This is a genomic window from Mesorhizobium sp. WSM4306, assembly GCF_007003975.1.
Classification (GTDB): domain Bacteria; phylum Pseudomonadota; class Alphaproteobacteria; order Rhizobiales; family Rhizobiaceae; genus Mesorhizobium.
Window position 1 is genome coordinate 142498 of record NZ_VFTC01000004.1, and the last position, 26382, is coordinate 168879.

Annotated in this window: 27 protein-coding genes and 2 pseudogenes; 8 read left to right on the plus strand and 21 right to left on the minus strand. The window is 62.5% G+C overall.

Going from position 1 to position 26382, the window contains the following annotated elements:
• The first annotated feature begins 12 nt into the window (after positions 1–12).
• Together FJV77_RS07995 and FJV77_RS32845 are read left to right on the plus strand one after the other, a co-directional pair.
• A complete protein-coding gene (locus tag FJV77_RS07995; RefSeq protein ID WP_142866269.1) occupies positions 13–1545 on the plus strand; it encodes an FAD-dependent oxidoreductase in 1533 nt (510 codons plus the stop codon).
• Between the two features lie 210 nt (positions 1546–1755).
• Positions 1756–2031 (plus strand): annotated as a pseudogene (locus FJV77_RS32845) (PilZ domain-containing protein); the annotation flags it as partial.
• Between the two features lie 348 nt (positions 2032–2379).
• On the opposite strand, the gene FJV77_RS08010 reads toward FJV77_RS32845, so the two are convergent.
• Positions 2380–2601, minus strand: a complete 222-nt coding sequence (locus FJV77_RS08010; RefSeq protein WP_142866272.1) for a DUF768 domain-containing protein — start codon at positions 2599–2601, stop codon at positions 2380–2382.
• A gap of 1424 nt (positions 2602–4025) precedes the next feature.
• On the opposite strand from FJV77_RS08010, the gene FJV77_RS08015 reads away from it, so the two are divergent.
• The 4 genes from FJV77_RS08015 (at position 4026) to FJV77_RS08030 (ending at position 6774) form a co-directional block, all read left to right on the plus strand.
• A complete protein-coding gene (locus tag FJV77_RS08015) occupies positions 4026–5201 on the plus strand; it encodes a PHB depolymerase family esterase (RefSeq protein ID WP_142866273.1) in 1176 nt (391 codons plus the stop codon).
• 110 nt (positions 5202–5311) lie between these two features.
• A complete protein-coding gene (locus FJV77_RS08020; RefSeq protein WP_142866274.1) occupies positions 5312–5617 on the plus strand; it encodes a hypothetical protein in 306 nt (101 codons plus the stop codon).
• 201 nt (positions 5618–5818) lie between these two features.
• Positions 5819–6118: a hypothetical protein gene (locus FJV77_RS08025; RefSeq protein WP_142866275.1), complete on the plus strand. Its 300-nt coding sequence runs from the start codon at positions 5819–5821 to the stop codon at positions 6116–6118.
• A 221-nt stretch (positions 6119–6339) separates the two neighbouring features.
• Positions 6340–6774: a MucR family transcriptional regulator gene (locus FJV77_RS08030; protein ID WP_142866276.1), complete on the plus strand. Its 435-nt coding sequence runs from the start codon at positions 6340–6342 to the stop codon at positions 6772–6774.
• A gap of 480 nt (positions 6775–7254) precedes the next feature.
• On the opposite strand, the gene FJV77_RS08040 is transcribed toward FJV77_RS08030, so the two are convergent.
• The 14 genes and pseudogenes from FJV77_RS08040 to FJV77_RS08110 all read right to left on the minus strand — a co-directional run bounded on the left by FJV77_RS08040 (position 7255) and on the right by FJV77_RS08110 (position 17658).
• On the minus strand, positions 7255–7476 hold the full coding sequence (locus FJV77_RS08040) for a DUF768 domain-containing protein (RefSeq protein WP_142866278.1): 222 nt from the start codon (positions 7474–7476) through the stop codon (positions 7255–7257).
• Entirely contained in the window at positions 7473–7694 is a 222-nt protein-coding gene (locus FJV77_RS08045; RefSeq protein ID WP_142866279.1) for a DUF768 domain-containing protein, read from the minus strand. Before FJV77_RS08045 ends, FJV77_RS08040 begins: the two co-directional genes overlap by 4 nt.
• A 254-nt stretch (positions 7695–7948) precedes the next feature.
• Positions 7949–8251 (minus strand): hypothetical protein, encoded by a 303-nt coding sequence (locus FJV77_RS08055; RefSeq protein ID WP_142866280.1) that lies wholly within the window; start codon positions 8249–8251, stop codon positions 7949–7951.
• 289 nt (positions 8252–8540) lie between these two features.
• Entirely contained in the window at positions 8541–9197 is a 657-nt protein-coding gene (locus FJV77_RS32850) for a hypothetical protein (protein WP_246691178.1), read from the minus strand.
• 41 nt (positions 9198–9238) lie between these two features.
• Positions 9239–9463 (minus strand): DUF768 domain-containing protein, encoded by a 225-nt coding sequence (locus FJV77_RS08070; RefSeq protein WP_142866281.1) that lies wholly within the window; start codon positions 9461–9463, stop codon positions 9239–9241.
• 260 nt (positions 9464–9723) lie between these two features.
• Complete coding sequence (locus FJV77_RS08075) at positions 9724–10515, minus strand: ABC transporter ATP-binding protein (protein WP_142866282.1); 792 nt, start codon at positions 10513–10515, stop codon at positions 9724–9726.
• Positions 10512–11240 (minus strand): ABC transporter ATP-binding protein, encoded by a 729-nt coding sequence (locus FJV77_RS08080; protein WP_142866283.1) that lies wholly within the window; start codon positions 11238–11240, stop codon positions 10512–10514. The genes FJV77_RS08075 and FJV77_RS08080 overlap by 4 nt, the downstream gene beginning before the upstream one ends.
• Positions 11227–12312: a branched-chain amino acid ABC transporter permease gene (locus tag FJV77_RS08085; RefSeq protein ID WP_142866284.1), complete on the minus strand. Its 1086-nt coding sequence runs from the start codon at positions 12310–12312 to the stop codon at positions 11227–11229. Before FJV77_RS08085 ends, FJV77_RS08080 begins: the two co-directional genes overlap by 14 nt.
• 13 nt (positions 12313–12325) lie before the next feature.
• Complete coding sequence (locus FJV77_RS08090) at positions 12326–13195, minus strand: branched-chain amino acid ABC transporter permease (protein ID WP_142866285.1); 870 nt, start codon at positions 13193–13195, stop codon at positions 12326–12328.
• 87 nt (positions 13196–13282) lie between these two features.
• Positions 13283–14515 (minus strand): ABC transporter substrate-binding protein, encoded by a 1233-nt coding sequence (locus tag FJV77_RS08095; protein WP_142866286.1) that lies wholly within the window; start codon positions 14513–14515, stop codon positions 13283–13285.
• Positions 14516–14796: 281 nt separating this feature from the next.
• Positions 14797–15384: pseudogene (locus FJV77_RS08100) on the minus strand (amidohydrolase family protein); the annotation flags it as partial.
• Between the two features lie 18 nt (positions 15385–15402).
• Positions 15403–15657, minus strand: a complete 255-nt coding sequence (locus FJV77_RS32855; RefSeq protein WP_246691180.1) for a hypothetical protein — start codon at positions 15655–15657, stop codon at positions 15403–15405.
• A gap of 5 nt (positions 15658–15662) precedes the next feature.
• The gene (locus FJV77_RS08105; RefSeq protein WP_142866287.1) at positions 15663–16649 is read right to left on the minus strand and encodes an aldo/keto reductase; all 987 of its coding nucleotides are present in this window, start codon (positions 16647–16649) and stop codon (positions 15663–15665) included.
• 220 nt (positions 16650–16869) lie between these two features.
• Positions 16870–17658 carry an FCD domain-containing protein gene (locus FJV77_RS08110; protein WP_142866288.1) on the minus strand — a complete coding sequence of 263 codons (789 nt, stop codon included), beginning with the start codon at positions 17656–17658 and terminating at the stop codon, positions 16870–16872.
• Positions 17659–17764: 106 nt separating this feature from the next.
• Between FJV77_RS08110 and FJV77_RS08115 the strand changes: the two genes are divergently transcribed.
• Positions 17765–18724, plus strand: a complete 960-nt coding sequence (locus FJV77_RS08115) for an NAD(P)-dependent oxidoreductase (RefSeq protein WP_281408570.1) — start codon at positions 17765–17767, stop codon at positions 18722–18724.
• A gap of 62 nt (positions 18725–18786) precedes the next feature.
• Here the strand turns inward: FJV77_RS08115 and FJV77_RS08120 are convergent, their stop codons facing one another.
• The gene (locus tag FJV77_RS08120; RefSeq protein WP_142866290.1) at positions 18787–19572 is read right to left on the minus strand and encodes a FadR/GntR family transcriptional regulator; all 786 of its coding nucleotides are present in this window, start codon (positions 19570–19572) and stop codon (positions 18787–18789) included.
• A 3-nt stretch (positions 19573–19575) separates the two neighbouring features.
• Positions 19576–21018, minus strand: a complete 1443-nt coding sequence (locus tag FJV77_RS08125; RefSeq protein WP_142866291.1) for an FAD-binding oxidoreductase — start codon at positions 21016–21018, stop codon at positions 19576–19578.
• A gap of 161 nt (positions 21019–21179) precedes the next feature.
• On the opposite strand from FJV77_RS08125, the gene gloA reads away from it, so the two are divergent.
• Entirely contained in the window at positions 21180–21593 is a 414-nt protein-coding gene (gene gloA, locus FJV77_RS08130) for a lactoylglutathione lyase (protein ID WP_041004220.1), read from the plus strand.
• Between the two features lie 71 nt (positions 21594–21664).
• Here gloA and FJV77_RS08135 read toward each other — a convergent pair whose 3' ends face one another.
• The 4 genes from FJV77_RS08135 to FJV77_RS08150 form a co-directional block, all read right to left on the minus strand.
• On the minus strand, positions 21665–22633 hold the full coding sequence (locus FJV77_RS08135) for an ABC transporter permease (protein WP_142866292.1): 969 nt from the start codon (positions 22631–22633) through the stop codon (positions 21665–21667).
• A gap of 3 nt (positions 22634–22636) precedes the next feature.
• Positions 22637–24139 (minus strand): sugar ABC transporter ATP-binding protein, encoded by a 1503-nt coding sequence (locus FJV77_RS08140; RefSeq protein ID WP_142866369.1) that lies wholly within the window; start codon positions 24137–24139, stop codon positions 22637–22639.
• A 5-nt stretch (positions 24140–24144) separates the two neighbouring features.
• The gene (locus FJV77_RS08145) at positions 24145–25128 is read right to left on the minus strand and encodes an ABC transporter permease (protein WP_142866293.1); all 984 of its coding nucleotides are present in this window, start codon (positions 25126–25128) and stop codon (positions 24145–24147) included.
• A 160-nt stretch (positions 25129–25288) separates the two neighbouring features.
• The gene (locus FJV77_RS08150; RefSeq protein WP_142866294.1) at positions 25289–26359 is read right to left on the minus strand and encodes a sugar ABC transporter substrate-binding protein; all 1071 of its coding nucleotides are present in this window, start codon (positions 26357–26359) and stop codon (positions 25289–25291) included.
• Positions 26360–26382: the final 23 nt, after the last annotated feature.

Genomic DNA, 26382 nt, shown 5'->3' on the forward strand with positions numbered 1-26382 from the left:
GAGGCCCTTTGTATGAACGCGCGTGGTGAACAGACCCGGTCGCTCTGGATGAAAGTCGACGTCTATCCACGCGCGCCGAAATTCTCGGGAAAGAAGAGATGCGACACCGTGATCATCGGATCCGGTATCGCCGGGCTGTCGGTCGCCTACGAACTCGCCAGCATCGGAGAGAAGGTGATCGTCATCGATCGCGGGCCGATTGCCGGCGGCATGACTTCGCGAACGACAGCACACCTGGCGCCAATTTGCGATGACGGCCTGAGCACGCTCATCAATCTGCGCGGCGAAGAAACCGCGCGGCTCTTCCAGGAAAGCCACGAGGCGGGTGTCGCGCGTATCGAGGAGAACGTCGCTCAGCTTGGCATTGACTGCAATTTCCGCCGGCTGGACGCCTTCCTGTTCCCGGCCATGGGCGTCGAGCCAAAGGACGCCGGCGATCGGCGCCAGAAGGAATTCGATGCGGCACGAAAGGTCGGGGCGGCCGCCGAGCTCGTGACCGGTGTGCCGCTCAAAGGTTTTGAGAAGGCGCCTGTCCTGCGTTATCCCAACCAGGCCACCTTCCATCCGCTGCGATATCTCCGTGGTCTGGCGGCAACGATCCGTCACAAAGGCGGTCGCATCTTCGCAGACAGCCCCGTGGTCGCCGTCGAGGAATTGCCGGATGGCAAGGTGCGCGTCTCCACCGAGAATAGCGGCGTCATCGAAGCAGGATCGGCGGTCGTCGCCACGAATTCGCCGATCAACGATCGTTTCCAGCTTCACACCAAGATGTCGCCCTATCGCACCTATGCGATGGCCTTTACCCTGCCGCGCGGAAGTCTGCCTGATGCGCTGTTCTGGGATATCGCCGATCCCTATCACTATGTTCGAATGAATCCGGGGCCGGGATCGGTCGACTATCTGATCGCCGGTGGCGCCGACCACAAATCCGGCGAGGCCGACGATGGCGACATCCGTTTCGAGGCGGTCGAGGCTTGGATACGCGCGCTCGTGCCAACCTTGGGCAAAGAGGTCACCCGCTGGTCCGGGCAGGTGCTGGACACGATCGACTATTGCGCCTTCATCGGCCTCAATCCCGGTAGTCAGTCGGTCTATGTTGTCACTGGTGATTCCGGACAGGGCATGACGCACGGCGCGCTTTCCGGCCTGCTCGTGAAGGATCTGATTTCCGGTACTCCAAATCCGTGGACGGCGGTTTATGAACCGTCGCGCAAGACGCCCTCGGGTGTGATCAATTACGTTCGAGAAAACTTATCCGCGGTCAAAAATCTTGCCGGCTACGTGCTGCCTGGCGGGTTGAAGTCCGTGGACGAGCTCCAACCCGGGCAAGGCGGGATCCTTCGCGATGGCCTGCGCAGGATCGCCGCCTGTTGCGATGTCGACGGGAAGCTTCATCAGCATTCGGCGACCTGCACGCATTCCGGATGCGAAGTCGCCTGGAATTCTACCGAGCAGTGCTGGGACTGCTCCTGTCATGGCTCGCATTTTGCGCCCGATGGCACCGTCTTGAACGGGCCGGCAGTCTCTCCTTTGATAGCGATCTAATCAGCCGCGTATCAGACTTCTAACTCTTCCGAAGCCTCTCTCGTCTTAGAACGAAAAGCTATGCACTCTATGCCCTGCCGGTGGCGTGCGCGCATCGGATCAGTTTCTTCTGAGCCTTGAGCCAAGGGCGGTGTTTCAGGACTATAAGGATAGACGTGGAAAACAACCCTCTCGCGGTCTAAGCATGTCACCAGACCAGATCAGCCCTCTGATGAAAACCGGCGCCAGCACCGTCAACGTGTCTTGAAAGGGGCGACTATAATCACTGGAATCCAGAATTCGGAGGTTAGCTGTTCCATCAAGAACCAACATGAGGCCGGTGCGGAACTCCGCGTACCGCCCGACGCGAGGGTACCCGAACACTTTCTTTTATATGTGCCGACCGATGGAATTGGTTACCGCTGCGAGCTGCGGTGGCGCCGTAACGATCGAATAGGGGTAATGTTTACGGGCACTGAGCCGAAACCAAAACTGCACTACGGCTGATGGGCGGTTCGCTGCACCCTCCCACCATAGCATCGGCCCAACCTACATTAGCTTTGCCTAGTCCTAACCCTACCGATGCCGGCGTGCCGCGCTTACCCACCAAAACCCGTGGGGCGCCGGCTTTTTCACGGCGCTAATGCTTCGTGGGTGACAGCTGGTGTCGTCGTCTTAAGGTGGCGCGAAGCCGCCAGAATGCCTGGGTAATCTCTGCCTCACTAATACCTTCAGCCTCAGCCTCGCTCAGGAGGTGCCTCGCCAGTTCATTTATCGCCGCCTGACTAAAGCAGACGCCGTCGAACAAGCCTTGCGCTTCCATCCAGAGATGCAAAAATCTAGCGGCTCGCTCGCTCATTCCGGGAGACCTGGGTCAAAATGCGCAATCGCATCGACCAGGACGCGAGATAGACTCGGCACTTCCTCATCAATCTCAGCCCGCTTGATGCCGATCGCCTTCGCGTCTGCAAAGAGCTTGTGGGTGAGCTCGTCCACCGAAACGACATCGGCCGTGGCCATCTCCGGGATGTTGTTTGCAATCCATTTGTCCAGGAAATTGATGCCGCGTGTGCTCATGGAGGCTTAAGCTCAGTCGCGGAACTAGGTTCCTTTCGTTTTCGAATACGTTTTGTCCCATGCTTGTCACAACGAAAAGACTCGCGTTGAGCGCGGATCGACGTACGCTCTCCACGTCGTCCGCACCCGATGATAGGCAAACGGACGCTTGGGAGCGGCCATCAAGCTTTCGCCCTAGCGGGAGAGAAGCTATGTCAGACCCCCACTGGCCTGCAAATTGATTCCTATGATTTAGAGACGGTCACTAACGTCGTTCGCGACCTATCGGTTGCTACCCTGGCCGCCGGATCGAGCTAACGGTTCGCGAGGTTTTCCGGGACCTTTGCGGCGACGAGGCATGCCTAGTTGAGTTCGAAAGGGCCGTGACCATAAGAGCGAAGCAGCCGCCGCAAGTTCACCCAATTCTCGCGATACGAAAATAACAGTGGCAGTGAGTTCAGCTATGCGCAAAAGCCCGGCCGCCCCGCCGTTCCTGGTGAGATTCCCTACGAAGTCGCCGCCTTTGACGTCGTTGTGAATGGGAAAGTTGAAGTGGCGCGAGGGTGTGGTCGGGGCCACAATCCGATTTAACATTTCACCTACTTGAAAAGCCCCACCGGACGCTTACCACCGGAATGATACGTCAGCAAGCTTTAATAGCAGCGCGGCGCTCTATGCAACCATGGGTAGGGGTACCTCGATCTCTAGAGGCGTCGTCCGCCCGTACCGCGGCCGCCGGATGTCATGGGCCGAGTTCAAGAGGCTGACGGCAAACGACAATCAGGAAGATCGGCGCGCGGAACTCGACCGCTTCGGCGGCGCCAGCAACTTAGGCGCAACTACTGGCGTAGCCTCAATTTCCCTACCGCCGAAGTTCTCAGCATAAACACGCCTGGCTAGATAGATCGCCAAGGTCCACTTGAGCATTTGCCACATCAATCGTCTCCCTGTCTTGGCCGATCAACGCGGCGACGCGGCGACGGTTCCGAAGCGCAGGGCACAAGCGAGGTTGCAAGGGGAACAGGGGGGTTTCAAGTTTCGACGGCGACGTTGGGCAGCAACCGCTTGGGGACTCGGCGTTAGCGCTAACTCAAGAAACCCTCGCGTGCGCGCAAGCGCGCGAGGTGTGGTTCAATACCAGTGGAAATTGACACCGATTGGGAAGATCGCTCCTACCCCTTCCGGCAGTGGCAGCAATTGCCGCCACGGCTAAGCGCGCCACCAATGGGCTCGCCATCGAATCCCTGCAGCCATCACGACGCGCTCCTTGCCGTCCTTGTTCGCCTGAACGCACGTCCTTGAAGCCCACCCGACAGCGATCGGCACCGGCGCGCAGGCGGCTTGGACCAGTCTTCCTTGTTATTGTGCACTGCAGCAACGATATTGCTGCGAGCGCGTTGCACCTCACGCCTTCAACACCGGGGTCGAAAACAAGGACGGGCCACATGCGAAAAATTTCCGATACGATCGCCCGCCTCAGGGCACAACGCGCGCAACAAAATATGCATCTCATCTCTTTCACATTCGCCGATCGCCTCTCCACCCTCGATAGTTTCGGCTCCAATCCCGGCGCGTTGCGGGCGAGATACTACCGGCCAGCTGACCTCCCGGATGGCGCGCCGCTCGTCGTCGTACTGCACGGTTGCACCCAGAACGCCGCTGGCTACGACTCCCACTCCGGGTGGTCCCAACTCGCCGACGAGACCGGCTTCGCGCTCCTCTATCCCGAACAGCAACGCGCCAACAACCCGAACCTCTGCTTCAACTGGTTCCTGCCTACAGACACTGCGCGCGATCGTGGCGAGGTCCTTTCGATCCGGCAGATGGTCGAGACGATGGTCGTTCTCCACGGCCTGGACCGACAGCAGGTATTCGTTACCGGTCTTTCGGCCGGCGGGGCCATGGCCGCGGCGATGCTCGCCAACTATCCTGAAGTGTTCGCCGGCGGCGGCATCATTGCCGGCCTACCCTTCGGTTGCGCGACAACCGTTCCCGAAGCGTTTGATCTCATGCGCGGCCACGGCGGCCCGTCCGAGCAAGAATTGCGGCGGCTTCTCCGGAAAGCCTCCAAGAACAATGGGCACTGGCCAAGGCTTTCGATCTGGCAGGGGTCCGCCGATCGCACTGTGGCATCCGTTAACGCGGAGTCCATTGCTGCGCAGTGGCGCGGCGCGCACAAACTCGACAAGGCGCCGACCCATTCGACGAGCGAGCGTGGACGAAGCAGGCAGGTCTGGGTTGACGAAACTGGAGAAGCGAAGATCGAGGTAAATATGATTGCAGGGATGGGCCACGGTACGCCCATTGGCGACGGCCTCGGCAATGCCGGCCCCTACATGCTTGACGTAGGTATCTCTTCAACCCGGGAGATAGCGCGGTTCTGGGGTCTCGGCGATCCCGACGACGCGAGAGGGTCAGCGAGGGCTAGGTCCGCTTCGCCAAGGTCAGCTACGCCAAGGGTCGAAACGACGCCACCAACATCTCATCTTCGGGCAGGGTCCGAGGAACCGGCGAAGGCCAAGACTGCGGAACCGGCTCTAAATGACTTGCAAGGACCGCAGGCTCGAGCTGTAAAGAAGGTCATTGAGGATGCCCTGCGCGCGGCGGGCCTAATGCGGTAGGCGTAGCGCTCAAGCCTTGCTCTCCGTGGATGTCTGACCGAAGCCCACCTCTTGCACAATGGAACGCCGTCGACTTCGTAAGCGTTGACTGCCATTCAGCGAGTGGCCGCATGCACCTTGTTCAAATCCTGCTTCCCCGAGCCGACAACGGCGGCCAGCCTTTCCCGCGGGAGGATTTCGATGGGGTCAAGGAGGAACTGGCAGGGCGTTTTAAAGGCGTTACGGCTTATCTGCAGGCGCCTGCAGAGGGCCTGTGGGAGCAAGGCACGCAATCCGACAGAGACGACATCGTCATCTTCGAGGTGATGACGGAGGAAATCGATCTGGCGGACTGGCGCGACCGCCGCGCGGAACTCGAACGAAGATTTCGGCAGGACAAGATTATCATCCGCTACATGCCGATGGCGCTCGTCTAGCAGGCTGTTGAAGAAGTGTCCCGTCTGGCTTTGAGGACTGCCTTATCACCGTTGTGATGGGCGTCTGTTTCTGGCCAGGCGCCGCTCTTTTGGGCCAAAGGCTCCGATACCGACGTCGGCACCAGCTTCGGCACAAAGGCGCGGGCGCTCATTCGTTCTACACGGGCGGTGCCAACTTCTACAAACAGGCCGAGATTGGGCATGTGGCGTCGCCAACAAGCTGGGGCGGCACGGAAACCAATCGTCCAGGGTAAGGGCACCGGCGGCGTAAAGCTGAACGATGGCGGCGCGGCCACCAAGCTCGAGTTGAACACAACCGGCATCGGCGTTTTCGGAACGACACCGGTAGCCGCAAAGACCGGCTGGGGCGTGCCGACCGGCACATTCACGAGAACCACCTACGTGACCAGCTCCGTCACCTTGCCGCAGCTTGCCGAGCGTGTTGCGGCCCTCACCCAAGACCTTCACCAGACGGCCGGCTACGGCTGGATTCGGACATAGGGAGCCCACATGCACACGATCGAACTCGACGAGCAGATGCACGTCGTCGGTGCGGCGCTCGCCGAACTGCCGTTCAAGGTGGCTTGGCCATATCATTAACGCCATCCGAAAGCAGTTGAATGAGGCTGCAAAGTCGGAGGCAGAAATAGCGAAGATTGCTGGCAATTCCGGAAAACCAAGCTAAGAAGACAGGTGGATGTTAGCCGCGCAACGGAGTTTTTATGTCGGAAGAGAATAGCGCCTTGATCGAGCTCACCGCAGATATTGTTTCAGCCTACGTGAGTGCCAATCCTGTCCCCGTTTCTGGTCTGCCGGATCTCATTGCGAGCGTGAACGCCGCCCTGTCCAGCGTTGGTCAGCCGGCGGCGGAGCCACAAGCCGCCCTGGCACCCGCAGTTAATCCGAAGCGGTCAGTTACCCCGGACTTCATCATTAGCCTCGAGGACGGTCGGAAATTTAAGTCGATGAAACGCTATCTTGGCTTGTTGGGAATGACGCCCGACGAATACAGGACCAAATGGAATCTGCCGCGGGATTACCCTATGGTCGCCCCCAACTACGCGGCGCAGCGATCCGTGCTGGCGAAGGCGATCGGCCTCGGCCGCAAACCCGTTGCAAAGCCGGGAAAGAAGGCGGGAAAGCGCTCGCCGAAATGAATGCCGAGCATTGCCCGTTCTGCACGAGCTCTGAGGTGAGCCCGTATGTGACAGGTGAGGCGCGGGGCGTTGACGAAGCTAACGCCGTGAAAAGCTGGAATTCTCGCCCCGCCATCCTCGACAAGGACTGGGACTGAGGCTCGATATCCAGCCTCATCTTCGCCAAAGTCGAAGAATACCCGACCGCCGGGGCTTCGATCGGAGTGTTTGCTAATGATACGAATTCTTGTCGTCGCCGGCGCCCTTACGCTGGCCGGCTCCCTTGCCGACCCGGCAAAAGCGCAAGAAACGTTCCATGGTTATGACTGCACGGATGACTGCTCGGGTCACGAAGCGGGGTACGCACTTCGCCGGGCGTGATGATCTTCTCCATGACGTGGCGGCTGTTGTAATGGATCAGCAGTATGCCGGGCCCGCGCCGGATCGCTGCTTGCCAGGCGGCTTGGCTGACCATCGCATCGGGGGATCGGGATATCGTCGCTATTCTGGCATCTCACTCTGCCGGCCCGTTATAGCTTCCCGGAGTACCTCGTGGGCGTTGCCGCTGTCCTCTTCCAATTCCACCTCACTGATACCAATCGCTTTCGCATCAGCGAGGAGCTTCATGACCAGTTCGGCAATGGCGGTTTCGTCGGCGTCGCCGATTTCATCGAGATTGTCGCCGATCCATTGATGAACGAAGTTGGTGCTGCGTGTGCTCATGTGGTGGGAGGAAATCCTTTGTTCGCGAGCGCCTCTGCCATGATCGCAAACAGGCTCTTTGCCTCCTCACGGATCTCCTCATCAGGTATACCTACTTCGGCGGCATCTTCTGCCGCTCGATCCGCCAGATCGCCGATCAGCCCGGGGTCTGCTGACGGGTTTTCTGGAAGGTTGTCGTCCATCCAGCTTTCGAGGAACTTGCGGGCGCGCCTGCTCATCTTGAGAGAATTTCAGCGGGGCCTATTTGTTCCAATGAAGGGACTGAGACGGCACCTTCGTCCAGTTCAGCCTCAGGATTGCGGTGACGCTTTTAGACGGCGCGCCGATCGCTACGCCGTCGAAACCCTGCAGCCAGGCCTCAGCGTATTCCTGCCAGTAGGCTGGCACCTCTTGCCGTCCTTTTGCGCCTGCACGCCATACATCCAGGCGTAGGTCGTGCGCTCCTGGTCCTTCTTCGCAACCGGCATCCCGCTTAATGCTTGATGCCGTACCCCAGCGCCGTCGCTGCCTCTTTGTTGAAGAGTGAGGCTTCTTCTTCGGTATTGAAAGGGCGGGCAGTAGCTGTGCCGTCTGGCTTGAGCATGACGGCAAGGAACGGAAAACCCTTCGCGGGCGGGGGATACACGATGAATGCGGGCTTTTTGCTCATTCCTCGATTGTAGCACTCTAACCCCAGGTTAGAGAAATGCCGGCCTGTCCCGCTTATAATCGACGGCTCTTCCTCTGCAATCTGGTAGCAATTCACCATCCATCCACGATATTGGCGCAGGCTCATAAGAAGCAGACCCAAGCGCTGGGGCCTTTTAACAGTTTCCATGCCGCTTAGGTAATGTGCCGTGCTGACGTTGCAATTCACATAGCGGCTATCAACCGCCGGTCGCGCAGCTGTGATTGGTAGTGCGCAGGCGTGATTATCAGTGCAGCCTATTCTTCGGCTAGGGTCGCGCCGATCCACCCCCCCTGGATCCTCCGGCCGCCGAGGTCCCACACCTTCACTGGCCTGAACGAAAAGCCTCGCCGGCCCCAACCGGCGGGGCTTTTTGCTCCGGGGGTAAAATGCGCGCCTAGAGCCGCACGAACTTATTCAGCCCTAGACGCATCCGCTGGCCTTCCGCGTAGGACAGCGCATATTCTTCTACTTCAAATGATCGGGTAAGTTCTTGGTCGTTTTCGGTCACCCGGACGACCCATTCGCCAGAGACTTCAGCCACTTCGACACGAGCCGACACATTCCTGAATGGAACCACGTTATCCATCGCATGCCTCCCTACGAAAGCAATGGCACAACGTGGATTCGTATAACTCCGCCGAAATCGGTCTTTCAATAAAAAAAGACATGCAATTTCTGCGGCGCCGGCGCGCGCCATAAGGCCAGCGGCAATGTGGCAAAGTCTGCCACACCCAGCGCCCTTCGAGGACTGGACAACTTGTCTAGTCCAGTTTCGCCGAAGCGGGATTTTTAGAAGCGTCACGCTGCGTGAGAAGGTCTGCCGCCCTGTCATCCGCCCTTCGTTTTCGAATAGAGGTTCTGGCCCACTACCTGACACCTTGCTCGAATCCGGCGCGTAGATCAGCCCAACGTCTGCTTCGCATTTAAGCTTCGGCCGTAAATCCCATTCCATCGCCGGAGCGTCGGGGCCGAAGCGGTCGCGGAGCTTTTCCAGATTTAGAGTATTAGAATGACCGCATGCCGCGACGTTGCAGAACACGGTGACTGCCATCTTGGTGTCGATCAGCGACCGGAGCGTCCACGGAGCGCCTATCATTCCGCCTCGCCTTCAGCATCGGAGCGGACGATCGCGTCCAGGATGGTTTCATATACACTGCCGGTGTCTTCCTCGATCTCGACACTGCTTATGCCGATCGCCTTGGCGCCGGCGAATAGCTTCTGCGTCAGCTCGGCAGCCGAGATGATATCGGCGCCGGCCGTCTCCGGCACGTTGGTGGAGATCCATCGACATAGAAAGTCGGTGCCGCGTGTGCTCATCGGCACATAAGCTCGCGGCTTACGCCCTGCCTGTGATCGGGACGACTGAAATGGGGCCGTTACCTGCCTGTCAGCTGTTAGCGTGCATTCAGCCGATAGCCGCCATCGGCGTGGGGCATCCGCCTGTTACCCTGCCAATGGGGGAGTCCGCTTCGGAAGCGCAGGATGGGCCGATTGCCCAACGGTCCGGCTTCAGCGACAGTTTCGATAGCTGCCGCTCAGCAAGCGAGCAAAGCCGATCTCAACGGCTGCAATCTCACTTAGCCGGAAGGCCAATGCGGATCGCTAGATTTGCCTATCATGGGCGATGCCTGCGAGGGACCGTGGTTTTGCTGCGCCCTCTTGCCAAGGTAGAGCTCCTGCATGACCGACGATTGCTTCAACTGGTCGATACTGCCTGAGGCCACGATGCGACCGGAATTCATCAGATAGCCATGTTCGGCCACCGAGAGCGCAAGTCCGGCGTTCTGCTCGACCAGCAGCACCGCCGCATGAAACTTCTCGCGGACGTTCATGATGATGCCTTGCAGCTCCGAAACCAGCAATGGCGACAGTCCGAGCGAGGGTTCGTCAAGCAAAAGGATGCGCGGTCTTGCCATGAGGCCCCGCGCGATGGCCAGCATCTGCTGCTGGCCGCCGCTGAGCGTGCCCGCCTTGGCGCCGCGCTTCTTGGCAAGGATGGTAAAATAGTTCTCCATCAAGGCTATGTCGGCCTCAACTGCATCCCGGTCCTTGCGGCAGTAGGCGCCAAGCAAAAGGTTCTCGCGCACGCTCATGTCGGCGAAGACATGGCGGCCCTCGGGCACCATCACGACGCCGAGCGTTGCTTTTTCGTCGGCGTGGAGCGCGGTGACGTCGCGGCCCTCGAAGGTCACCGTGCCGCGCCGCGGCTTCACCAGGCCGGCGATGGAACGCAACAGCGTCGTCTTGCCGGCGCCGTTGGGGCCGAGGATGGTGACGATCCCGTTTTGCCCGACCGTAAGCGAGACGTCGCGATTGACGGCGACAGGCCCATAGCCGGTATCCACGTGCTCGACGGCAAGCAGGCTCATGACGCGGCCGCCGTCTTGTCGGGACCGAGATAGACTTCGCGCACCTTGGGGTCGGCAAGAACCTCGGCCGGGGGGCCTTCCGCGATCTTGGTGCCGAAGTCGAGGACAACGAGGCGGCCGCAGAGGTCGGCCATCATGTCCATGTCATGGTCGATGAGACAAACGCCGATGCCTTGCGGCGGCAGTTGCGCGATGACCGCCGCAAAAGCCTGGGCTTCGCTGTCGTTCAGCCCGGCGCCGGGTTCGTCGAGCAGCAGGAGTTCGGGCGAGACCCCGAGCGCGACGGCCAGACCAAGGCGTCTCAGGCTGCCGAAGGGCAGCGATCCCGCGATCGCCCTGCCGAGCGGCGCCAGGCCGACAAAGTCCAGGATCATCCCGGGCGACGCCCATCGGCTGTCTCCCCTTCTGCCCTGCTCCCAGGCGATGCGAACGTTCTCGTCGACGGTCAGGCCCGGGAAGGACATCGCCTGCTGAAACGTCCGCACCAACCGCTTTCGGGCGATGCGGTGCGCGCCGATATTGGTTATGTCCTGTCCTTGCCACGATACCGTGCCGCCGGTGGCCAGATGGACGCCGGTAACGACGTTGAACAAGGTCGTCTTGCCGGAGCCGTTGGGACCGACGATGCCGACGACTTGGTCGGTGTCGATGTCGAGATCGATGCCGTTGAGCGCGACGACGCCGCCGAACTGCTTGCGCAGCCCCCTCACCTCAAGCGCGGCCATTCGAGCCTCCGCTTTGCTTTTGCGTCTCTGACTCACCGGCGATCGCGCAGTAGATGTTCTTGATGCCTGCGCCGACTCCGCCCGGTAGCAGAAGGATCACCAGAAGCAGGCAGACGCCATAGGCGATGCGGGAATCGACCGGATCGAGGTTCAGCACCTCGGGCAGGAAATTAACGACGACCGCACCGATCAGCGGCCCGTAGAGATAGCGGGCACCGCCCAGCATGATCATCAGCGCCAGGTAAAGGCTCGGGAAAGCGCCGAACAGGGTCGGCGAAATGTGGCGCAGGTAATAGAGCTGCAGCACGCCGGCCAGGCCGGCGAACAGGCCTGACACCATGAGCACGCCAAGCTTGTGCAGGTCGACATTGATGCCGACCGAACGCGCCAGCTGCTCGTTCTCGCGGATGGCCCGCAACTTCCGGCCGTAGCGCGAATTGCCGATGAGATAGGTCGCGGCGAGCGCCAGGAAGAGCGCCGCCAGAACCAAATAGTAATTGTTGGAGAGCTTGTCGAAATTGATGCCAGGCAAGGGTGTCACCGACCCGACGTCGAGGCCTGTCGCGGATCCGGTGAAGGTGCCGCCATTGGTCAGCACGATGACGAAGAGGGCGCAGAAGCAGAAGGTGATGATGATGTAGTGCTGTCCGCCCACCCTCAGCGTCGGCGGGCCGATGACGCCGCCGACGATCGCCGACAGGGCCATGGCGAAGGGCAACGACGTCCAGAAGCCCAAGCCGAGCTGCACGGAAAGGATGGCCGAGGCGTAGGCGCCGACCCCCATCAACGCCGAATGGCCGACCGACATGATGCCGGCTTGGCCGAACTGCAGGCCGAGACCGTAGAGCGCGATCGCCGTATAGAGCGTGGTGATGGCGATCGACAGGAAGCGATAGCCGAGGCCGAGCCATGGCAAGGCGATGAGCAGCACCGCCAGCAGGATTGCCGTAATGGCCTGGACGCCGGCCGGCAGGGGAACCGACGCGTTGTCGGCCGTCAGAAGCGCCAGGCGATCCCGTGCTCTGGCGCCTTCTGGTGCGGCGCCTGTCTTGCCGGCGCTGTTGTCGGTCATTGGCATCGACATCTCACGATGCCTTCGGGCCGAGCGTGCCGCCGAGCAGGCCCTGGGGCCGCAACACCAGGATCAGGATCATCACGACCAGCGAATAGGCATCGGTCCATTCCGGATAGCCGTAGCCGGCGCTGAGGCCGTCTACAAGGCCGAGCACCAGGCCGCCGACGACCGCGCCGCCGACATTGCCGAGGCCGCCGATCAGCGAGACCGCGAAGCCGCGGATGATGATGACGCTGCCGGTGAAGGGCGTGATCGGAAATAGCGAAATCATCAGGGCGCCGCCGATGCCGGCAAGCAGGCTGCCATAGATGAAGACGCCGGTGACGTAGCGGCGCACCGGAATGCCCATCAGCTCGGCCGTGTCGCGGTCCGAGACGCTCGCCCGCAAGGCCATGCCATAGCGGCTGCGGGAGATGCCGAAATAGGTGATCGCCACGATGACGGCCGTTATCGCGACGACGATGGCGCGCATGGCGATGATGTCGACGCCGCCGATCGTCCAGACCAGACCGACCGGATCGGTGATGCTTTTCTGGAACTCGTTGAAAACGCGGATGACGGCATGCTGCAGGATCACGCTGAGGCCGATCGACATGATGAAGCCGTTCATCGGGCGGTTGAGCGTGAACCGGAACAGGCATCGTTCGGCGGCGAAGCCGAGCGCGCCGACTAGCAGGCCGGCGAACACCAGCGCCACGAAGAAGTTCATGCCGGCGCCGACCATGAACCAGGTCGCCATGCCGCCGACCATCAGGAACTCGCCATGCGCGAAATTGACGATGCCGGCCAGGCCGAAGATCAGCGTGATACCGATGCCGATGAGAATGGTGACGCTGGCAACCGAGAGGCTGTTCACCAGTTGCTGCACAAAAATATCCATCGTCAAATCCGGGTGGCGAAACCTGCAGGGGAAGGATGGGCGGAACCTTCGCCGCCCATCCCAATGTCGGATAGTACGTGGGCGGCCTCAGCCCCCGTTGTCGCCGGGCGGCGGAGCGCCCGGCGGCTGCTCGACCGCGCATTTGAACTGGTCGGACGTGTTGGGCTCAACCATGCAGACCTCGGTCGCGAAGGTGACCTGGTGATGCTTGTTGAACACCAGCGGCACCGGCGACACGACGCCCTTGTAGTCCGACTTCAGAAGCTCTGCGACCACCGCGTCCGGATCGTCGATCGTGCCGACCTTCTCCAGCGCCTTGGCGTACCAGAAGAAGTAATCATAGTAGAGCAGCGAGACCGAGGACTGCGGACCTTTGGCGGCGCCGAGACCGAAATACTTGTCGAAATACTGCTTCACCTCGGGAAATGGCGAGGAACCCCAGCAGACCGGCACGCAGCTCAACGTCACCGGCACGTCCGCCTTCAGGCTACGCTCCTGATAGATGCCCGGATCGACACCGAACAGGAAATAGGACGGCGCCACGCCGAGCTTGAGGGCTTGCGGAAAGGCGGTGAGCGTTGAATCGCCATTGTACCAGAAATGCACGATATCGGGCTTCATGCCCTTGATGCGGGTGAGCAGCGGCGAGAAGTCGGTCGTATCCGGCGGATACTGCACCAGGTCGACTTTCTGGCCTTCCGCTTCGAGCGCCTTGACGTAGTGCGAGGACAGATACTGCCCGGTCGCGTCGTTGCCGACGAATACCACCGAATGCTTCGGCGGCGACTTCAGCTGCGGCGTCAGCAATGACAACACGCCCTTGGCGGTGCTGCCGCTGCGCTGCCATTCCTGCGGCTCGCTCTGGAACGTGTAGTGCAGCCAGCCATCGTCGGCGATCGCCTTGTCGTCCAGCACTGCGCCGAGCGAGCTGTTTCCGGAAAACTGCAGCACCTTGGCCGGGCCGGTGATCTTGGCCATGGACACCGAGAAGTCATGCGTCTCCGTGCCCCAGATCGCCTTGACGCCGATGTCGTTGACCAGCTCGCGCGCGGCCGCGATGCTGACATTCACATCCGTCCGGTTGTCGCGGATATAGAGCTTTATCTTGTAGGTCTTGTCGCCGACCTTGATGCCGCCGGCGTCGTTGATCTGCTGCGCCGCCAAATTGGCGGCGCCCACAATGGTGTTGCCGGCCGAAACGAATGAGCCCGATTGCGCGGCGATGACGCCGATAGGCAGCTCCTCGTCGGCGCGGGCCGTCTGCAAAGCCATGACGAGCCCCGCGGCCGCCATGGTCAATCCAAGTCCTAGCTGTCTCATGCATGTTCCTCCCGTTACATGGCCAACTTGTCATACAACCCTATTACCATGTAACACAGCTGTCAACATGACTCCGGCCTAGGAGCGAGCGGCCGGTGGCGTCGTGTCGCCCCGTTTCGTTCGTCCGTTTCTGATCTCACCTTGGTTGAGCAAAGTTCATCGCAGTCGGTGCGAGGTGCCGGACAAGGATGCGCAACGCAGAGACATGCGCCGCGATCATGGTGATGATGAATGTGGCCCGGCAACCGCCAAGGCGGGAGAGGCTCAGAGCCTTGCCACTGTCACAGCGACAAGCGGTAGGCCTCGACGGCGGAAGCGCCAAAAATCTGCGAACATTCTTCGGTCAGCCCGGCAAGACACTCGCCAAGGGTGCGTTTGACCGACTGATAGTCGGCGGCGGCCAGGCAGACAGGCCAATCCGAGCCGAACAGGCATCGCGACGGGCCGAAAATGGAAAGGATCTCGTCCACATAGGGCTGCACATCCTGTTGCTTCCAGCGCCGCCAGTGGGCCTCCGTGACCATTCCGGAGAGCTTGCACCAGACATGGTCGCGATGCGCCCTGAAGCCCTGCGTCAATCCGGCCCACGGCTCCATCGCGTGCTGCGCAATGCACGGTTTTGCGATGTGGTCGACCACGAAACGCAAATTTGGATGCCGCTCCAGCGTCTCCAGGGCAGCCGGAATCTGCGGCTCCTTCAACAGCAGGTCATAGACCAGCCCCGCATCGGCGACAGCCGCCAGCCCGCGCTGGACATCCGTGCGCAGCAGCCAGTTCGGATCAGCCTCATTGTGGACGAGGTGACGGATGCCGACCAGGTAATGGCCATCCGACCGCGCCTTCAGTTCCGACAGTGTGGCCGCCACCTTGGCATCGGTGAGGTCGACCTATCCGACGACGCCGGCGACGAAATCGGTCCGGCCTGCCGTCTCCAGGAACGCCCGCGTCTCGTCGAGCGAATGCCACGTCTGAACCAGGATGGTTTTGTCCACGCCGGCAGCGGCGACCGCTGGCCTCAGGTCCTCGGGGGAGAACACCCGACGGATGGAAGCGTAATCCTCCGTCATCCAGCCGCAGGAGCCATCAGCCGGATCCCAGAAATGCTGATGCCCGTCGATCACCAGGGGCTTGCCGGTGCCCATGGCGCTCACCAGCGCTGATGCACCGCGGCCTTGATGCGCCGCTGGTAGATGTCGGCGATGCGCTCCATGACTTGCGGCGACAGCGGCGGCAGGTCGGACGCAGCGGCGTTTTCCTGCGCCTGCCGAACGGACTTGGCGCCCGGGATGGTCACCGTCACCGCCGGGTTCATCAGGATCCAGCGCAACGCCCATTGCGCCATCGTCGCCCCCGGCGGCAGCAGAGGCCGCAGTTCCTCGACCGCCTGCAGGCCTTCCTCATAATTCACGCCGGAGAATGTCTCGCCGACGTCGAAGGCCTCGCCTTGCCTGTTGTAGTTGCGGTGGTCCTTGGCGCTGAAACTGGAATCGCTCCGGAACTTGCCGGACAAGAGTCCGCTGGCCAGCGGCACCCTGACGATGATCGCGACATCCTGCTGGCGCGCCATGTCGAAGAACAGCTCCGCCGGGCGCTGTCGGAACATGTTGTAGATGATCTGGACGCTGATGACGCCGGGATACTGCAGCGCCTTGATGCCTTCCTCGACCTTCTCGACGCTGACGCCGTAGTGGCGGATCTTGCCTTCCTCGACCAGCCTGTCCAGCGCCTCGAATGTTTCGGGCTGGTAGAAGACCTCCGTCATGGGACAGTGCAGTTGCACCAGTTCGAGGACGTCGACTTCAAGATAGCGCAGGCTGCGCTCGACGAAGCTGGTCAGGTTCTTGCGATTGTAGCCGGAGGCGACATGCGGGTTCAGCCGCTTGCCGGCCTTGGTGGCGATGATCGGCCGGTCGCCGCCCCGCCCCTTGAGCGCCTTTGCGACCAGTTTTTCCGCCCGGCCGTCGCCATAGACGTCGGCCGTATCGATCATGCTCACGCCTGAATCGAGCGCGGCATTGATCGCCGCGATCGCATCCTTCTCCTCAACGTCTCCCCAGTCGGCCCCGATAGCCCAACTGCCAAAGCCAATCTCCGACACTTGCCAGCCGGCGCGGCCAAATCGCCTTTGATGCATGAAAACCACTCCTCAAAGCCCGTGTCATCTTGACGGGTCGTCCCGACAGGGATACCAGACTGAGCAGTTGTATGACAACCCTGTAAGCATGCAAAACGTTACGATTGATAGTGCCGTCGGAGCGTTGTCGGGAGGTTGGATGGGCGACGGGATGTTGCCGGCACTCGTGCGAAGCGCCAATCGATGCCGGCCTGGCCGTAAGGGCCCGGCGGCTGTGGCCTCAGCCGGACTGTGTGCCGTTCGCCCGCTGTCGTTGGATCTTTCCCAGATGTCCGGCGCCGTCGCGAAGCTGCTCGAAGAGTTTGTAGGAACGGGTCAGGTGAAGCCGCATCGCGCGCTGCGCCGCCTTGGCGTCACGCGCCGCTATGGCGTCGTAGATCGCCCGGTGTTCGCGTCGCGTCCGCTCGAAATGCCGCTCGCGTTCGGCAGGCTCCATGCGATCAAATTGCGTCCATTGGCGCGGGATCATGGCGGCGCCGAACGTGTCGAAGAGCCGGCTGAAATAGGTGTTGTGCGTGGCGAGCGAAATCGCGCGATGGAACTCCGCATCTTCAGTCGCGGCAAGGCCGGTTTCAGCAATCGCCCGGTCGATGGCGTCGAGTTGCTTGGCCATGAAGGCAAGGTCCTTGGCGGTCCGGCGCGTGGCCGCCAGCGCCGCCGCTTCCGCCTCGACACCCATGCGGAGCTCGAGCACCGCCAGGATCTCGTCGATCGATTCGACATCTGTCGGCACGATCGAAAAGGTCTTGGGCGGGGGTTCCTGGGCCACGAAGGCGCCCAAGCCTTGCCTTGTCGTGATAAGCCCCCTCGCGCGCAGCGAGGCCAGCGCCTCGCGAACCACCGTCCGGCTGACGCCGGTCGCATTGACGATCTCCTGCTCAGTGGGCAACCGCTGTCCCGGCGCAAGATCGCCGGCCTCGATCTGCGCGGCAAACTTGTCCACCAGCTCGCCCCGGAGATTGGGGGACTGGCGAATGGCGCCAAACATTGCTCCCTCGCGATCCGTCATTGGAAAACCGGCCCCTTAAATCGATTCTTACGGCAAGGATCGCACCGCTTGGTTGCAACGGCAATCTTTCGTTTCAAACGCATGTCGCCCAGAGGTGTGCGCGGTTCTGGGACAACGACATGCGTCAAGACAGAAACTCCAACAGCACTGGAAGACCAACATGAAGCAGCAAATCGGCTTTATCGGCTTGGGCGCGATGGGTTCGGGCATGGCGGCCAACCTTCTGGCCAAGGGCTGGCCCCTGACGGTCTGGGCGCGCCGCAACCAGGAGGCGGCGCTGAAGCTGGTCAGCGCCGGCGCCGGCCAGGCGGCGACGCCGCGCGCGCTCGCCGAAGGCTGCGACATCGTTCTCCTTTGCGTCACCGGCTCGCCGCAGGTGGAAGCGGTCGTGAAGGGACCGGAGGGGCTTGCGGCTGCCGGCAAACCGCTGTTGATCGTCGACTGCTCGACCTCCAACCCGTCCTCGACGATCGCGATTGCCGCAGAGCTTGCCGCGCAAGGCGTGACGCTGATCGACGCGCCGCTGGCGCGCACGCCCAAGGAGGCCGCCGAAGGCAAGCTCGACGTCATGGTCGGCGGCGTGGCGGAAGCGGTCGCCCGCGCGCGTCCGGTGCTCGAAGCCTTCGCGGCGCGCGTCGTCCACACCGGTCCGACCGGCAGCGGCCACACCATGAAGCTGCTCAACAATTTCATATCGATGGGCTATTCCGCCATTTATTCGGAGGCGCTGACGCTAGGCGCCAAGGCCGGGCTGACGCCGCAGGTCTTCAACAGCGTGATCTCGGGCAGTCGCATGGATTGCGGCTTCTACCAGGCCTTCTTCGACTTCGTGCTCCACCGGAACGAAAACGCCCAGCGCTTCGCCATCGTCAACGCGCTGAAGGACATGACCTACCTCGCCTCCTTCGCCCAGGCCGCCGGCATCGCCAACCCGGTCGGCGCCGTCGTGCGCAACGGGTTTGCCACAGCGGTCGCTACGGGGCACGGTGAAAAATTTGTGCCGGCGCTGTCGGATATTGTGGCGGGGTTAAACGGGGTGTCGCTGGTGGTGCCGGCGGCTGAGTGAGTTGGCACAGCGCGCTCCCCCTCCGTCTCGGCTGGCGCTGACCGCGCGGGCTAAGCCGCTGCCTACCCCGCCGCCCGCCGCCGCACAGCCTTCCGCAGCCTTGAGTGCCGTGCCGGCGATGCTGGCTTCGCCGAAACCTCACCTCCCGGTAGTCCGACACGCGAAGCCGCACCGGCGAGATGCCGCGTCATCGCGGCGCTCGCTCCTTTCGCGTCTCCGGCCTTGATCGCGGCCAGGATGCGCTCGTGCTCGCCCAGTGTCGTGCGCGCCATGTCGTCGGACTTCTGCTGGTTGCCGGCGGCCAGGATGCTCTCGCGCACCCGTTCCGAGACGAAGACGAGAAACTGGCCCATATAGGGGTTCTGGGTCGCCTCGGCGACGGCTCGGTGGAAACCGAGGTCATTCTTCAGCCAGGCGACGCTGCCATAGGGAGCCGTGCGCATCCCATCGAGCGCCTGTTCCATCGCCGCGATATCGGCATCGGAGCGGCGGGTCGCGGCGAGCGCGGCGATCTGCACTTCCAGCATGCCGCGCAGTTCGAACAGGTTGCGGAAGGAACCCGCCCGCTGCAAGGTCTCATAGTCGATCGTCAGCACGGTGGCGTTGGTGGCGTCGGCGACGAAGGCGCCCCTGCCCTGCTGCGACCAGATACGGCCTTCGGAGCGCAGCCTTGCGATCGCCTCGCGCACTACGTTGCGGCTGACCCCGAAGGTGGTCGCCAGCGCCTGCTCGGTTGGCAGCTGATCGCCGGGTTTCAGGCGCCCTTGCGCGATCTCGCGCGAGATGGAACTCGCAACCAAGGTGGAGAGGTGCGGACCGCGATTGACCTTGTCGAGCTTCAGCGTCATCGCTCACCTATAGTCGAGCACGGATGCGGACGCCAGAATGCGTCCGTTGCTGAGGATATGGCGCGGATCGAAAGCATCCTTGATGCCTGCCGCGAGATCGAGCGTCACCGGATCGATTCGGTCGAGGAAGGCCCGCTGCTTGACCCGGCCGATGCCATGCTCGGCACTGATCGAGCCGCCATAGCGGTCGACGACGGCGAAAATCCCCGCTTCCGCCTGCTCGAACAGATGCTCGATCGCCTCGGCCTCCATGCCCTCCGGCGGCACGACGTTGAGATGGATGTTGCCGTCGCCGACATGGCCGTAGGTGACGGGCAGCGCGTCGGGTCTCGCCCGCCCCAGTTCGGTGAGCGCGTCGGCGACGAAATCGGCAAGCTTCGAGATCGGCACCGAGACGTCGGTGCGCAGATAGCGGCCGCCGCGGCCCTGCCGTTCGACCATGATCTCGCGGTAGAGCCACAGGCGCTCGGCCTGCGCCCGGGTCGATGCCACGATGCCGTCCTCGACGAGATCCTCGACGCCGGCGAGAAAACTCAAAAGCATATCCTTGAGGTTGATCAGCCCGCCGGACGAAACCTCGATCAGCACATAGGCGGGGTAAGGCTTGCCGAGCGGCTCGGGGAAATCCTTACCCTCGCGCATGGTGATCTCGATGCCGCCGCGCAGGATCAACTCGAAGGCGGTGAGCAGGTCGCTGCAGCCGCGCCGGGCCCTGGCATAGAGCGCCATTGCATCCTCGACGGAGCGTAGGCCGACAAGCGCCGTTTCGATCTGTGTCGGCTTGGGAAAGAGCTTCAGTGCCGCGGCGGTGACGATGCCGAGCGTGCCTTCCGAGCCGATGAAGACCTGCTTCAAATCATAGCCGCGATTGTCCTTGCGCAGCACCTTCAGCCCGTTCCAAATCCGGCCGTCGGCCAGCACGACTTCGAGGCCAAGCACCAGGTCGCGCGTCATGCCGTAGCGCAACACGTTGAAGCCGCCGGCATTGGTGGCGACATTGCCGCCGATGCGGCAGCTGCCCTGCGCGCCGAACGTGATCGGTAGGATGCAGTCGCTCTCCTCCGCGGCGCGCTTGGCGTCCTCGAGGATGCAGCCGGCCTCGACCACCATGGCGAAGTCGATCGGGCTGATCGAGCGGATCCTGTTCATGCGCTCCAGCGAGACAACGACCTCGTTGCCGTCGGCCGCCACCGCCGCGCCGACAAGGCCGGTGAGCCCGCCTTGCGGCACGACCGGAATACGATCGGCATGACAGAACCGCATCAGCGCCGACATCTCCTCCACTGAAGAGGGCCGAGCCACCGCCAGCGGACGGCCGTAATGATCGCCCGACCAGTCGCGGCTGTAGCGCGCCAGATCCGCTTCCTCGGTCAGCAGTCCGCCATCCGGCAGCAGGCCGGCCAGGGCTGCGATCTGCGATGCGGAGGTGGGCGGCACGGCATTCATGAATGGACTCTGCACCCCAGGGGAAAACGACTGGACAAACACAGCTGTTGTCGTGTTATCATACAACCCTGATTGAGAACATCAAGCGAGGCCATCTTGCCGCCATCCGTTTGATGTGGATGGTCAGACCTGCAAATCACAGAATTCGGAGGACTTCCCCAATGAGCGACGCCCCGGGCTTTCGCTATATGCACACCATGATCAGGGTGCTCGACCTCGACAAGTCGATCGCCTTCTACACCGAGGTTCTCGGCATGACCTTGCTGCGCCGCGACGACTATCCCGGCGGCAAATTCACCAACGCCTTTGTCGGCTACGGCCCCGAGGACAAGGAAGCCGTCGTCGAGCTGACGCTGAACTGGGGCCGCGAGGAGCCCTATGAGATCGGCACCGGCTTCGGCCACCTGGCGCTCGGCGTCAACGACATCTACGCCGTCTGCGCGGAACTGGAAAAGCGCGGCGCCAAGATCCCGCGCAAGCCCGGCCCGATGCAGCATGGCACCACTCACATCGCCTTCGTCGAAGATCCGGACGGCTACAAGATCGAGCTGATCGGCCTCGACACCATGCAGTGATTGCAGGCCGGACCGCATCGGCCTCGCGCCGATGCGGTCCCTACCTGCCCGCGCTTGCTTGGGAGGCGGGATCACTTGATGACCGCGATCTTGCTGCGGTCGATGGTGATGGCGACGGCGGCAATCAGCACCGCGCCGAACACCATGTTTTCCAGGAAAATGTTGACGCCGACAAAGGTCATGCCGATGCGCACGATCGAGATGATCAGCGCGCCGACTGCCGTGCGGGCAACGCCGCCCAGCCCGCCGGTAATCGCCGTGCCGCCGACGATGACGGCGGCAATGGCGGGCAGCAGCAACTGGTTGGCCAGCACCGGCGAGCCGCTCGACAGCCTGGCTGCCAGCACGACGCCGGCAATTGCCGCGAGCATACCTGAGGCCGCAAAAGCGATGATCTTGGTGCGGTCGACATTGATGCCCGCCGCCCAGGCCGCCGGTTCGCCGGCGCCGACGGCGATCGCCTGGCGGCCAAAGCGCGTGTAGCGCAGCGCCAGGAAGGCGGCGATGCCGATGACCGCCGAAATCAGCACCACCACCGGAATGCCGGCGACCGTCGCGTTGATCCAGGCGGTGTTTTCACGGCCACCCTCCTCGATGGTGATGGCGCGGCCGTTGGAGACCCACAGCGCGAGACCGGTAACCACGCCGCCGGTGGCGAGCGTCGCGACGAAGGACGGCACGCGCAGCTTGACGTGAACGACGCCGCTCAGGATGCCGAAGGCGAGGCCCGACAGGATCGCCACCGGAAAAGCGGCGAGGCCGAGCGACGGCAGCAATTGCGCCAGAATAACACTGGCCAGCGAAGCCACCGCCTGGATCGACAGGTCGATGCCGCCGAGCAGGATGGCGAAGGTGACGCCGGTCGCCAGGATGAACAGCACGGCGGTGTTGGCAAACAACAGTGCCACCGTTTCGCCGGTGAGAAAGCCGGGCGCGGCGATCTCGATGATCAACAGCAGTGCGACAAGTAGCACCAGTGGAATGGCGCCTTGCGTCCACCTGCCTTCGAACACCCGCCTGATGGAAAACCCTTCATTCATCGGTCACACCATCGCTCGCAGTAGATCCACTTGCTTCGGCTTGTTGCCGGGGCTGGCGTCGAAGCGCGCGGTGATCTCACCGTCGCGCATCACCAGCACCTGGTGCGACAGACCGATCGTTTCCTCCAGCGTGTCGGAGATCAAAAGGATCGCCACGCCTTGCGCGGAGAGATCGCGGACCAGCTCGTAGACCTCTTCCTTGGCGCCGACATCGAGTCCCCTTGTCGGATGGTCGAGCACCAGGATGCGCGAGCCCGCCGTCATCCAGCGCGCCAGCACCACCTTCTGCTGGTTGCCGCCGCTGAGCTTGCGGCAGGCGGCATCGGGACCCGGCGCCTTGATGCGCAGCCGCTTGATCCAGTCGGCGGCAAGCCGCCGCTCCTTGCCATAATCGATGGCGCCGTGGCGCATGACGCTGGAGAGATCGGCCAGCGAAATGTTTTCCGCGATCGACAGGAACATCACCAGCCCTTCGAGCCGGCGCTCGCGCGGCACATAGCCGATGCCTTTGCGCACCGCGGGTTCGGGGGAGCTGAAGCGCACCGAGTCGCCGGCGATTTTCATTTCGCCAGCATCATGCTGCACGAAGCCGCCAATGGTGCGCGTCACCTCCTCGCGGCCGGAGCCGACGACGCCGGCAATGCCGACGATCTCGCCGGCCCGGATCGACAGATCGACGCCGTGATAGAAGCCGTTGGCACCAAGGCCCCTGGCTTCGACCATGACGGTGTCGCGCGGAGGCTGCTGGCGGGCCTCGCGATAATACTCGGCCTGCAGGCCGCGCCCGACCATGATCTCGTGCAGCTCCGGCGCGGTCACTTCGGCTGCGCGGTGCTCGGCGACAACCGCGCCGTCCTTCATCGTGTAGACGCGGTCCGAAATATTGAGCACCTCGTCGAGGCGGTGCGAGACGAAGACGAAGCTGGCGCGCGATTTCAGCGACCGGACGCGGGCGAACAGCACCTCGATATCGGCGGCGTTGAGCACCGAGGTCGGCTCGTCCAGCAGGATGAGCAACTGCCGCTCGACCACTTCCTCCAGGGTCAGCGCCTTGGCGAGCTCGACCATCTGGCGCGCGGCGAAGGTGAGTTCGGAGGTGCGCGCGGTGACGTCGATGTCGATGCCGATCTTGGCCAGCTGCCGGCGCGCCGCCGCGTTCATGGCGCGCCAGTTGACGAGGCCGAAGCGGGTGAAGCGGTCTTCCTCACCGAGATAGATGTTTTCGGCGACGGTCAAATTGAGCACCAGCGATTGTTCCTGGAACACCATGCCGATGCCATGCCGGGCAGCGTCGCGCGGATTGCGCATGCGCAGCTGTTCGCCGTCGAGCGTCAGGCTGCCGCCATCCGGCCGGTAGCCGCCCGCCAACACCCGCATCAGCGTCGACTTGCCGGCGCCGTTCTCGCCGATCAGCCCGACCACTTCGTTCGGCCGCACCTCGATGGAGACGTCGCGCAACGCATGGACGCCAGGGAAGTTCTTGATGATGTTGGACGCCTGCAGCATGGCGCTCACTTGACGATTCTGAGGCGGACGCGGTCGAGCGACAGGGCCACCGCGGCAATGATCATCAGGCCCTGCACCGTCTGCTGGATGTAGGGCGAGATGCCGAGCAGGATCATGCCGTTGGCCAGCACTGTGACGATCAGCACGCCGATCAGCGTGTTGACGACGCCGCCCTCGCCGCCGGTCAGCGCCGTACCACCGACGACCACCGCGGTGACCGCGGCAAACAGCCTGCCGTCGCCGATGACGGCATGCGACTGGCCGAGCTGCGCGGCGGCCAACACGCCGGCAATGGCGAAGAAGAAACCGGCCAGCGCGAAGGCGGTGATGCGCACGCGCACGACATTGACGCCCGAGAGCTTGGCGACGTCCTCGTCGCCACCGATCGCCAGGATGTGGCGGCCGAGCTTGGTGTGATACTGGATGACGGCGGCGAGCAGGAAGGCGCCGAACGCAACCCAGACCGCCACCGGCAGGCCGAGAAAACGGTGCAGGGCCAGGTCGCGGATCGAGGCATCGTTCAGCTTGATTGCCGAGCCGCCCAGCATATAGACCGACAGGCCAAGGCCGATGAACCACATGCCGAGCGTCGCCATGAAGGACGGGATGCGCAGCATGGTCTGGACGAGACCGCTGACGAAGCCCATGGCGGTGCCGGCAACGATTGCGGCGAGCACCGCCCACCAGCCATAATCATTGCCATTGCCGTCATTGGCGGCGAGCAGCACGACCACCATGGCCGATACAGACAGCGTGCCTTCGACCGACAGATCGATGCTGCCCATCAGGATGATGAAGGTCAGCCCCATCGCCAGCGTCAGCGGCACGGCGGCCGAGTTGGCGAGCCGCACCAGGTTGCGGACCTCGATGAAATTGGGATTGGCGATGGCGATCAGCACGCACAGTACAATCAGCACCGCCAGCGGCGCCAGGCTGCGCCAGCGCCTGCCGCCAAACAATGTGGCGATGCGACCGGGGATCAAACTCATGGAAGTCGTCCGCTCGATGTCCGAAACGGACTTCAGGGGTTCTGTATGGATTGTCAAGAAACCGCTTCCCGTCTGCTGGTGACAGCCGTCGCGACAAGGGGAATCGCGACGGCTGCGGGAGGAAGCGGGCCGCCAGGGAGTTGCAGCCCGCTCCGATGGATCAGGTGCGGATCGCTCCGGTCACCCGGCCCCACAGATCGTTCCAGTCGATCTCGGGCTTCGCATCGACATTGGTCTTGTAATATTCCTCGACATTGTCGTGCGAGATCAGCACCGCCTTGCCGTAGAATTCGCGGTGTTCCGGCGGCTCCTTGGTCGGGTCGAACTTGCCGATCTTGGCGTTGTAGCCGATGGCCAGACCCATGCCGCCTTGCCAGAACGGATCGGAGGTGACGGTGCAGGCAAACTCGCCGGTGCGCACCGCGTCGACCGCCGTCTTGATGCCGTCGACACCGACGATCGGCACCTTGCCGGCGAGGTTTTCGGCGCGCAGTGCCTCGAGCGCACCGGAGCCCATATCGTCATTGGCGGCCCAGATGCCCTTGATGTCGTCGCCGAAGCGGGTGAGCAGATTGCCCATCAGGTCGAAGGCTTCGGTCGATTTCCAGTTGGCGACCTGGAAGTCGAGCAGCTTGATGTCGGGGTTGGCGGCAAGCGCGGCGTCGAGACCCTTCTTGCGTTCGATCGCCGCCGTGGTCGAGATCAGGCCGCCGAGCGCGACGATGCCGCCCTTGCCGCCGATGGTCTTGAACAGGATTTCAGCGATGGTCTTGCCGCTGTCGATGCCGTCGAATTCGATATGCGAGACATAGTTCGGGTTGAAATCCTTCGGGTGCAAATCCCCAGGCTTGTTCCACTGCGTCACCACATAGGCGCCGGCCTTGGCGCAGGCCTCGACGATCGGGCGCGCATCCGGCGTATCGTTCGGATCGGAATTCAGCACCATATTGCCGCCGGTCTTGGCCAGCATCGCCTTGATGTCGGCAATGCCTTTCTCTGAGTTGCCTTCCGAGACCAGCGTGACGTGCTCGAGCCCGGCCCATTTGGCATAGGCTTCGGCGCCGGTCTTCCACACCGCGTGATAAGGATTGGACAAAGAGCGGATCGACGTCACCAGCGTCGGCTTGTCCTGCGCGCGCAGCACGCTCGGCATGGCGAGCGTCGCCACACCGGCGGTGGCGCCGAGCATCAGCGTGCGCCGGTTGACCGTAAAATTCTTCGTGTCCTTCATCTCTCGAAACCTCCCGATTGAAT

What these genes read in the sequence shown, in the direction of transcription:
- gloA (WP_041004220.1), top strand. Translation starts at nt 21,180, where the DNA reads ATGAGCGACGCCCCGGGCTTTCGCTATATGCACACCATGATCAGGGTG.
- FJV77_RS08140 (WP_142866369.1), bottom strand. Translation starts at nt 24,139, where the DNA reads ATGCTGCAGGCGTCCAACATCATCAAGAACTTCCCTGGCGTCCATGCG.
- FJV77_RS08015 (WP_142866273.1), top strand. Translation starts at nt 4,026, where the DNA reads ATGCGAAAAATTTCCGATACGATCGCCCGCCTCAGGGCACAACGCGCG.
- FJV77_RS08145 (WP_142866293.1), bottom strand. Translation starts at nt 25,128, where the DNA reads ATGAGTTTGATCCCCGGTCGCATCGCCACATTGTTTGGCGGCAGGCGC.
- FJV77_RS08010 (WP_142866272.1), bottom strand. Translation starts at nt 2,601, where the DNA reads ATGAGCACACGCGGCATCAATTTCCTGGACAAATGGATTGCAAACAAC.
- FJV77_RS08045 (WP_142866279.1), bottom strand. Translation starts at nt 7,694, where the DNA reads ATGAGCAGGCGCGCCCGCAAGTTCCTCGAAAGCTGGATGGACGACAAC.
- FJV77_RS08055 (WP_142866280.1), bottom strand. Translation starts at nt 8,251, where the DNA reads ATGAGCCTGCGCCAATATCGTGGATGGATGGTGAATTGCTACCAGATT.
- FJV77_RS08020 (WP_142866274.1), top strand. Translation starts at nt 5,312, where the DNA reads ATGCACCTTGTTCAAATCCTGCTTCCCCGAGCCGACAACGGCGGCCAG.
- FJV77_RS08025 (WP_142866275.1), top strand. Translation starts at nt 5,819, where the DNA reads ATGTGGCGTCGCCAACAAGCTGGGGCGGCACGGAAACCAATCGTCCAG.
- FJV77_RS08075 (WP_142866282.1), bottom strand. Translation starts at nt 10,515, where the DNA reads ATGAGCCTGCTTGCCGTCGAGCACGTGGATACCGGCTATGGGCCTGTC.
- FJV77_RS08150 (WP_142866294.1), bottom strand. Translation starts at nt 26,359, where the DNA reads ATGAAGGACACGAAGAATTTTACGGTCAACCGGCGCACGCTGATGCTC.
- FJV77_RS08135 (WP_142866292.1), bottom strand. Translation starts at nt 22,633, where the DNA reads ATGAATGAAGGGTTTTCCATCAGGCGGGTGTTCGAAGGCAGGTGGACG.
- FJV77_RS08110 (WP_142866288.1), bottom strand. Translation starts at nt 17,658, where the DNA reads ATGACGGATCGCGAGGGAGCAATGTTTGGCGCCATTCGCCAGTCCCCC.
- FJV77_RS32850 (WP_246691178.1), bottom strand. Translation starts at nt 9,197, where the DNA reads ATGGCAGTCACCGTGTTCTGCAACGTCGCGGCATGCGGTCATTCTAAT.
- FJV77_RS08085 (WP_142866284.1), bottom strand. Translation starts at nt 12,312, where the DNA reads ATGACCGACAACAGCGCCGGCAAGACAGGCGCCGCACCAGAAGGCGCC.
- FJV77_RS08030 (WP_142866276.1), top strand. Translation starts at nt 6,340, where the DNA reads ATGTCGGAAGAGAATAGCGCCTTGATCGAGCTCACCGCAGATATTGTT.
- FJV77_RS08125 (WP_142866291.1), bottom strand. Translation starts at nt 21,018, where the DNA reads ATGAATGCCGTGCCGCCCACCTCCGCATCGCAGATCGCAGCCCTGGCC.
- FJV77_RS07995 (WP_142866269.1), top strand. Translation starts at nt 13, where the DNA reads ATGAACGCGCGTGGTGAACAGACCCGGTCGCTCTGGATGAAAGTCGAC.
- FJV77_RS08090 (WP_142866285.1), bottom strand. Translation starts at nt 13,195, where the DNA reads ATGGATATTTTTGTGCAGCAACTGGTGAACAGCCTCTCGGTTGCCAGC.
- FJV77_RS08080 (WP_142866283.1), bottom strand. Translation starts at nt 11,240, where the DNA reads ATGGCCGCGCTTGAGGTGAGGGGGCTGCGCAAGCAGTTCGGCGGCGTC.
- FJV77_RS08070 (WP_142866281.1), bottom strand. Translation starts at nt 9,463, where the DNA reads ATGAGCACACGCGGCACCGACTTTCTATGTCGATGGATCTCCACCAAC.
- FJV77_RS32855 (WP_246691180.1), bottom strand. Translation starts at nt 15,657, where the DNA reads ATGGGCACCGGCAAGCCCCTGGTGATCGACGGGCATCAGCATTTCTGG.
- FJV77_RS08120 (WP_142866290.1), bottom strand. Translation starts at nt 19,572, where the DNA reads ATGACGCTGAAGCTCGACAAGGTCAATCGCGGTCCGCACCTCTCCACC.
- FJV77_RS08095 (WP_142866286.1), bottom strand. Translation starts at nt 14,515, where the DNA reads ATGAGACAGCTAGGACTTGGATTGACCATGGCGGCCGCGGGGCTCGTC.
- FJV77_RS08040 (WP_142866278.1), bottom strand. Translation starts at nt 7,476, where the DNA reads ATGAGCACACGCAGCACCAACTTCGTTCATCAATGGATCGGCGACAAT.
- FJV77_RS08105 (WP_142866287.1), bottom strand. Translation starts at nt 16,649, where the DNA reads ATGCATCAAAGGCGATTTGGCCGCGCCGGCTGGCAAGTGTCGGAGATT.